The sequence below is a fragment of the Streptomyces spiralis genome (assembly GCF_014654675.1).
GTDB lineage: Bacteria > Actinomycetota > Actinomycetes > Streptomycetales > Streptomycetaceae > Streptomyces > Streptomyces spiralis.
In genome coordinates, this window is record NZ_BNBC01000064.1 from 1 (window position 1) to 5,522 (window position 5,522).

General features: G+C 66.8%; 5 protein-coding genes and 3 pseudogenes. 4 read left to right on the forward strand and 4 right to left on the reverse strand.

Annotation, left to right across the window (positions count from 1 at the left end):
• A pseudogene (locus IE318_RS39625) lies at positions 1-345 on the forward strand (oxidoreductase C-terminal domain-containing protein); the annotation flags it as partial.
• A 228-nt stretch (positions 346-573) separates the two neighbouring features.
• A pseudogene (locus IE318_RS46745) lies at positions 574-768 on the forward strand (ATP-binding protein); the annotation flags it as partial.
• A 261-nt stretch (positions 769-1,029) separates the two neighbouring features.
• On the opposite strand, the gene IE318_RS39630 reads toward IE318_RS46745, so the two are convergent.
• Positions 1,030-1,602, reverse strand: a complete 573-nt coding sequence (locus IE318_RS39630; protein WP_189907735.1) for a TetR family transcriptional regulator C-terminal domain-containing protein — start codon at positions 1,600-1,602, stop codon at positions 1,030-1,032.
• A 143-nt stretch (positions 1,603-1,745) separates the two neighbouring features.
• Between IE318_RS39630 and IE318_RS39635 the strand changes: the two are divergent.
• Both IE318_RS39635 and IE318_RS39640 read left to right on the forward strand, forming a co-directional pair.
• Positions 1,746-2,297: pseudogene (locus IE318_RS39635) on the forward strand (enoyl-CoA hydratase-related protein); the annotation flags it as partial.
• Positions 2,298-2,655: 358 nt separating this feature from the next.
• A complete protein-coding gene (locus IE318_RS39640; protein WP_229904066.1) occupies positions 2,656-3,726 on the forward strand; it encodes a zinc-dependent alcohol dehydrogenase family protein in 1,071 nt (356 codons plus the stop codon).
• A 62-nt stretch (positions 3,727-3,788) separates the two neighbouring features.
• Here the strand turns inward: IE318_RS39640 and IE318_RS39645 are convergent, their stop codons facing one another.
• From IE318_RS39645 to IE318_RS45695, 3 genes are all read right to left on the reverse strand, one after another.
• Positions 3,789-4,508: a hypothetical protein gene (locus IE318_RS39645; RefSeq protein ID WP_189907736.1), complete on the reverse strand. Its 720-nt coding sequence runs from the start codon at positions 4,506-4,508 to the stop codon at positions 3,789-3,791.
• A gap of 418 nt (positions 4,509-4,926) precedes the next feature.
• Positions 4,927-5,190: a type 1 glutamine amidotransferase family protein gene (locus IE318_RS45690; RefSeq protein ID WP_229904067.1), complete on the reverse strand. Its 264-nt coding sequence runs from the start codon at positions 5,188-5,190 to the stop codon at positions 4,927-4,929.
• Between the two features lie 112 nt (positions 5,191-5,302).
• Positions 5,303-5,522, reverse strand: a 220-nt coding sequence (locus IE318_RS45695) for a tautomerase family protein (RefSeq protein ID WP_229904068.1), incomplete at its 5' end; no start/stop codon positions are given.

Sequence of the window (5,522 nt, forward strand, 5' to 3'; positions counted from 1 at the left end):
CACAACATGCTCTGTGCGGGTCCGGATCGCCGTCCGCACCTGTGGCTGCCGATGTTCTGGTCCACCCAGTTCGGCGTCAACGTCAAGTCCGTGGGTGTCCCCCCGCTGGGCGACCAACTGGTCGTCGCCCAGGGGACACTCGCCGAGAAGCGGTTCGTCGCGGTGTACGGGTACCGCGGCCGCGTCATCGCCGCGGCGTCCTTCGACGGAGCCAAGTGGCTGGGGTTCTACGAGCAGCAGATCGCGGCCGACGCGCCGTTCCCGCCGGAGTACCGCACGGTCGACCTTCGCACCCAGGCACTGCAGCCGGTCGACCCGGCCTTCCCCCATCCTCACCTGCCCACCGCTCCTGTCCGCCGTACGGGGTCAGAACGGCACAGGCGACCCGCAGCCGCTTCGGCGCATGTTCGCCACGCCCGCCGGCCCCTCCAGGACCTGTGTGACGACGTCCTGTACCGGCTGCGCGCCGACGCCGTGCCCGGCAACGCCATCCTCCTTCTCGCCCGCACCCACCCCTTCCCCGCCAACCGCGTAGCCACCTGGCCGCTGGACGAAGAGCCCACCGCCCCCGCCCTCGCACGGCGGCACGCCCGGCACCAAGTCGCGGCTTGGGGCGTGGACCAGGACACCGCTTACGACACCCTGCAAATCGTCAGCGAGCTGGTCACCAACGCTCTGCGGTACGGCGTCCCACCCGTACGGCTGCGTCTCATCAACGACCGCGCCCTCACCTGCAAGGTCCAGGACCGCAGCACCTCTGCCCCGCGGCCGCGCCACGCACGGTCGGTCGATCGAAGAAGGTGGCCGCGGCCTTTTCATCTGCGCCCAGGCCGCACACAACTGGGGCATCCGTTACACCAACAACGCGAAGACGGTCTGGACCGAGCAATCCTCCCCCACATAGCACCCATAGGCCTCTGCGACGACGAGTCGTGCTCTGAGGCGCCCGGGCTCACCCGCAGCTGTTACGGGCCGGCGGAGCCTTGGTGTGGGGGGTGGTGGCCTCGAGTCGTCAGCGGCCGGCCGCGATCAGCGCAGGAGGACGCCGAAGACCATGCGGAAGAAGGCGTCGAAGGGAGCGGGGGACTTGTCGGCCCGGGCCGCGATCAGCGTGCCCTCCCAGGCGCTGAGGATGAACAGCGCGGCGTCCTCGACGTCGAGACCGGCGTCCAGCTCACCTGCGTCCTGGGCCTCGGTGAGCACCCGCCGGATGTGCGCGGCCCACCGCTGGAAGCCGCCCTGGACGGCGGAACGGATCTCCTCGGAGTGGTCCGCCACCTCGGCGCCGAGGTTGCCCACCAGGCATCCGCGCCCGAAGCCGCTGTCGACCGTGTCCGCGCCCAGGAACTCGAAGTGCGCCCGAAGCCGCTCCAGTGCAGGGCGTCCGGGCGTGTCGAGCAGGTCGAACCGCAACCCGGCCGCGTAGCGGCTCAGCGCCTCAAGGGCGCTCTCCTCCTTGCTGGCGAAGTGGTTGTAGAACGAGCCCTTGGGAGCCCCGGCCGCCGAGGTGATGTCGCTGATGCCCGTGGCGTTGAAGCCCCGCGTGCGGAACTGCTCCAGGGCTGCCTGCGCGATCTCCTCGCGTTTGGACGCGCGTGCCATCCTCACCACCCACCTCTCAGCGTCAATATGTCCGGCCCCTCGGCCCTGCTTGACTAAGTTGAAAGCGACCGGTCACATTAAAGTGGTCGGTCATATTGTCCACGCCACGACCCTCGTCGTCGGGCAGGCAGGCCACGGCCACCGAAGGCCCCCACGCCCTGGTGACCGCTGCGACCGGGAAGTTCTACTCCAACGGTCTCGATCTCGAATGGCTCGCCGCGCACAGCGACGAGCACATGGACTACGTCAACGCCGTCCACGGTCTGTTCGCGAGGTTCCTGTCCCTCCCGCTGATCACCGTAGCCGCCCTGCAGGGACACACGTTCGCCGCCGGAGCGATGTTCTCTCTGGCCCACGACTTCCGTCTCATACGTGCCGACCGGGGCTTCTGGTGCCTGCCCGAGGCAGAGATCAACATCCCCTTCACTCCGGGCATGTCCGCCCTCATCCAGTCCCGGCTGACCCCGCAGACAGCCCAGCACGCCATGGTCTCAGCCCGCCGTTTCGGCGGCACGGAAGCCGCCGCCGCCGGAATCGTCGATCAGGCCGTGGACGAGAGCGCCCTGCGCACGGCCGCCCTCGAACTCGCCCGGTCCCACGCGAACAAGGCCGGCGACACCCTCGGAACCATCAAGACGCGCATGTACGCCCCTGTCCTCACCGTCCTCCGCGACACGACCAATCCGCTGGACTGACACTGCGCTTGGGGCGGTCGCCGGCCCGGGCAGCACACGTCGTGCGCAGCCGCAGACCGGGCGGTCACGGTGATCACGAAGATCCGGGGGAATTACCGGACCGCTGGCAGTTGATGAAAGCCCGCGGCATCGGTGCAACTCTTATGACGTCACGAGCCTCGCGTTGGGGCGTAAGGCCGCTTACGACATGACAGTGCTCGCAAAGGAGCGCAAGCTGAGGGGAAGGCAGGGCTGACACCTGGCGATCGATCAGGCGAGGCACTCTGCAGACATGGCGCCGAGACCCGCCGGAGCTCACGTCGTTCCTGCGCAGAACCTCCACCGACTTCGTCGGGTGCTGAGAGACGAAAGGTCACTCATGCCGCAATCCATGCGCGCGCTCGTAGCCCGAGAGGTCGGCGAGCCGGACGATGTCCTGCGCCTGGAATCCCGGCCTGTTCCCACCGCAGGAGCCGGCCAGGCGTTGATCCGTGTGAAAGCGACGCCGATTCACGCCAGCGATCTGCACGTGCTGCGTGGTCGCTACGGCTTCTCCCCCGAGTTTCCCACTGTCGGCGGGCACATGGAATGCGTGGGCCGCATCGAGGCCCTGGGTCCGGATACCGAAGGACTGAAGGTCGGCGAGCGTGTGGTGGCCGTTGCCATCCCGGCCGTACCGGGGTCGCGTGTGGCCGGTACCTGGCAGGAATACCTCGTTGCCGATACACACAGGCTTCTGCCGGTCCCCGATCGTCTGAGCGACGCCATCGCCTGTCAACTCGCTGTCAACCCGTTGACCGCGCTACTCCTGGTGACTCGTGAGCTCGACATCCAGCCGGGAGAATGGTTGTTGCAGACCGCGGCGGGCTCCACCGTCGGCCGGCTCGTCATACAGCTGGCCAGGCACCTGGGTCTGCGCACGATCAATGTGGTACGGCGGCGCGATGCCGTTGAGGAGATCAAGGCGCTGGGGGGCGACGAGGTCATTTGTACTGAGGACGAGGACCTGTTGCAGCGTGTGACTGAGCTTGCAGGACCGGCCGGCGTGCGCAAGGCCATCGACTGCGTCGCGGGCCACGTTGGTGCTCAGGTGTTCCAGGCATTGGCTCCGGGAGGAGAGGTCGTGGTCTACGGTGCTCTCTCCACCCATCGGCAGACCGACCCACCAGCGCTGACCATCCCGTTGCAAGCGCGCTCGGTCATCTACGAGACCAAAGTGCTCCGTGGCTTCTGGCTGAACCGCTGGTTCGGCACGGTCTCGCCCACGGACGCGCTGCGCGCGCTCTCCGAGGTTCGCGGCCTCGTCGTGGACGAAGTGCTGAGCATCCCCCGAGGCCGGCCGTTCCCACTCGAACGCTTCACCGAAGCCATCTCGTTCGCCGAAACATCCGCTCATGGCGCCAAACCGCTCCTCGTCTTCGAAGACAGCCGGGACGAAGTCGACGAGTAGGGCGCTGTACTTGAACGAACTCGTCGCCGTCATCGAGCCCATGGCCAGGCGTTCTGCTGCTGTCAGCTGAAGTGGACGGCGCTGAGGTCGATCGAGACCATGACCTCATCGAGGGTGGGGTGGCCATCGGCATCACAGCGGTAGGCCCGGCGCTTGGTGGGCAGCACGATCCCGTCCGCTTCCACGCAGTCGTACACGTACTGCGCGGCGGCGAACCCGCCTGCCACGTCGACGTGATAGTCGTGTCGCCGCAGCAGTCGGTCGGAGCCGAAGTAGAAGTCCTGGTGGGTACTGTGGCTGGCGATCTCGGGTGGGAACGTGGCGCGAAGTCCTCGCCACAGTTGGTCTCCTTCCCGCCACGGCTCGATCTCGGTGACCGTGAAACCGGGCATGGCCAGCAGGAACGGTGTGGTGAGGTAGGTCCACAGGGCGTAGCCATTGAAGTAGGCCCGGTCCAGCGCGTCCCAGGGTGTTTCCAAAGTGTGGCCACTGAAGGACGACCGTGGGTCCTCGCGTTCGGCCACCAGTCGCCCATCGAGCTTGTCGATGCTCACGCGGCCGGGCGTGAAGTCGGTCTTCTGGTCAGGGGAGCCGAAGGGTCTGACCGAGGCGTGCTCCTCGTGGAGGAGAACGGTCATCTCGCGCGGCGCGGGATCCTGCGGCAAACCCTTCACGGCGAAGAGATGACCGCCGCTGACAAGGGTCGCTCGCGCCTGAGTCAGCCGGCGCCAACGTGCGTTCCCGCCATGGGCTTCGATCACCTCGGTGAGTAGTTCGTTCATATAGGTCTCCTGAGGTGCAGCGGCTGCGGAACTCAAGGCTGAGGGTGATGTGGTCGACACAGACGGTTCGCCGACGGACCCGGAGGCGAAAACGCTCTCCCGCCAGATCCACGCACAGGCGCCTCACACCAGGGGAATCCGTGGGCCCGCGATCAGCGGAACGGCAGACGAGTGCTTGAGTTCCGACAACCGCCTGTGACCAGCACCGCTCGCTCCCATCAGGCCGTGATCAAACAGCTTCAAGATGGTGCTTCTTCATCGTGCCGAGACCGATCACAGGACGTCAGCGCAGCGCAGCGTCGCCCGAGTGGACGGCGCCCAGCGCGCATGGCCCGCTCGATGGTCTCCTGGTTTTCGCCGACCGGAGCAACGTAGCCGATGGCGTCGCGCGCGGCATCCGCCCCGAGCATGCGGGTGATCACCCATGTGGCGAGATCAGCCGGTGGTCCGCGACCGCGTCACGCGTCTGCACGCCACTACCGATGAGCACGACATCGGCTTCGGCCACGAACTCCATCGGGCGCTGCCCTGTCACCTCTACACCGTTCATCGACGTGACCACAGGCGTCGCTGTCGTGACGAAGGCTTCCAGACCGTCCCTGCGGCATCGATTGATCAGCGCGGAAGCGATGAAGCTGTCGAGTTCGTTGAACCCGTCGAAGGTGACCACGGCTACCTGCATCACATCTCCTACAAGCACGGCATCAGATCTGTACCCTCCCCTGGCTCACTGGTCCGGGCGAGAGCCCGGTCAGCGGCTGGCTCGGATGCGGCAACCCGAACATGGCCGTGGTTCACCAGCGTGGGGCGCCGTCGGCAAGTTGGAGTTCGCCCCGGCCGAACGAGAAGTTCTCGTTCGGGACCGGAATCAACGCGATGAAGATGTCATCGGGCGAGACGCCGAGTGCCTCGACCACCAGTTTGTTGATGGTTGCCGCCACTGCCCGCTTGTCCTCCAGAGGTCGGTGGGCCCCGAGCTGAAGCGTGATGATCATGGCGTCGCTACTGCGCTGC

Bases quoted from the DNA above. Each gene is read 5' to 3' on its own strand.
- IE318_RS39630 (WP_189907735.1), bottom strand. From the start codon at position 1,602: ATGGCACGCGCGTCCAAACGCGAGGAGATCGCGCAGGCAGCCCTGGAG.
- IE318_RS39640 (WP_229904066.1), top strand. From the start codon at position 2,656: ATGCCGCAATCCATGCGCGCGCTCGTAGCCCGAGAGGTCGGCGAGCCG.
- IE318_RS39645 (WP_189907736.1), bottom strand. From the start codon at position 4,508: ATGAACGAACTACTCACCGAGGTGATCGAAGCCCATGGCGGGAACGCA.
- IE318_RS45690 (WP_229904067.1), bottom strand. From the start codon at position 5,190: ATGCAGGTAGCCGTGGTCACCTTCGACGGGTTCAACGAACTCGACAGC.